1 protein-coding gene is annotated in these 1,204 nt (G+C 79.8%); it reads left to right on the top strand.

Features of this window, described 5'->3' with window-relative positions:
* Positions 1-113: 113 nt before the first annotated feature.
* Positions 114-1,204 (top strand): SCO7613 C-terminal domain-containing membrane protein (locus tag IH13_RS0115640; RefSeq protein ID WP_420713364.1); only part of this gene is annotated, 1,091 nt, incomplete at its 3' end.

Raw genomic sequence — 1,204 nt, forward strand, 5'->3', positions numbered from 1 at the left:
ATGTGTATAAGAGACAGGCGGTGGCGTTGTCCGCCGGGTGGCGGGCCTCCGGGGTGTGGGCCGTGACCACGGGCGCGGTGGCGGGGGTCGCCGCGGTGGCCGGGGCGGGCGGTGTGCTGCGCACCGGGGTGCCGTGGAGCTGGGCGGTCGTGGTGTACCTGCTGTGCGGTGCGGCGCTGTCGGCGGTGGTGCGGCTCCGGGCAGTGCCGCGGCCGGTGGTCCGGGGTGTGCTGGGGGCGTCGTTCGCGGTGACGGGGGCGGCGGTGCTGGTGGTGCTGCCCGCGGTGGCCGCGGCCCTGCTGGGTCCGGCTTCGCTGGTGGCGGAGGTGTGGTCCGGGGCGCCGACGGGTGTGCGGGGCGCGGTGGGCCCGTCGGTGCGGTGGCCGGACGCGGGGGCGGTGCCGGTGGTGCTGCTGCTGGTGGCGGCCTTGCTGGGGGCCGTGTACGCGGCACGGGGCCGGTCGGGCGGCCCGCTGACGGGGTGGTGGACGGCCGCGGGCTCCGGGGCGCTGGGGCTGGGCTGGGCCGCGGCCGTGGTGCTGCTCCCGGTGGCGGACGCGCCGTACGCGGTGGCGGTGGCGGTGGAACTGCTGCTGGTGGCGGGGCTGTCGGCGGTGGCGGTGTGCCGTGCGCCGGACGGGCCTGCGTGGACCGCGCTGGGGTGTGCGGCGGCCGGGGCGGTGAGCGCGGGACTGCTGGCGCTGGCCGCGGAGCCCGCCACATACGTCGTGTTCGGCACGCTGGGGGCGGTGTTCGCGGGGGCGGCGGCCCGGTCGCGGGTGGCCGCGGTCCGGTCCGCCTCGGCCGTCGCGTCGGTGCTGTGCGCGACCGTGGTGGCCGGGGCGGCGGGGGCCTCGCCGGGCTGGGGCGCGCCCCGGGCCGCGGTGGTGGTCATGGTCGTGCCGGCGGTGACGGTGGGGCTCGGACTGGGGTGGCGGGCGCGGGCGTTCACGCCGTCGCTGGAGGCGGCGGGGGCCTTCGCCGCGCTGGTGGCGGTGGTGCTGTCGCTGCCGGACGCGCCGTACCTCGCGCTGGTGCTGGGGCTGTGCGGGGTGCTGGCGGCGGCGACCGCGGTGCGTCCGGAGCGGCGGCCCGGTGCGGGGTACCTGGCGTCGGGGCTCTTCGTGGTGGCGGCGTGGGTGCGGCTGGGTGCGTCGGGGGTGGTGGACCCGGAGGCGTACACCCTGCCGGTGTCGGCGGTCGC

Origin of the sequence: Streptomyces sp. NRRL WC-3549 (genome assembly GCF_000721935.1) — a bacterium.
GTDB lineage: Bacteria > Actinomycetota > Actinomycetes > Streptomycetales > Streptomycetaceae > Streptomyces.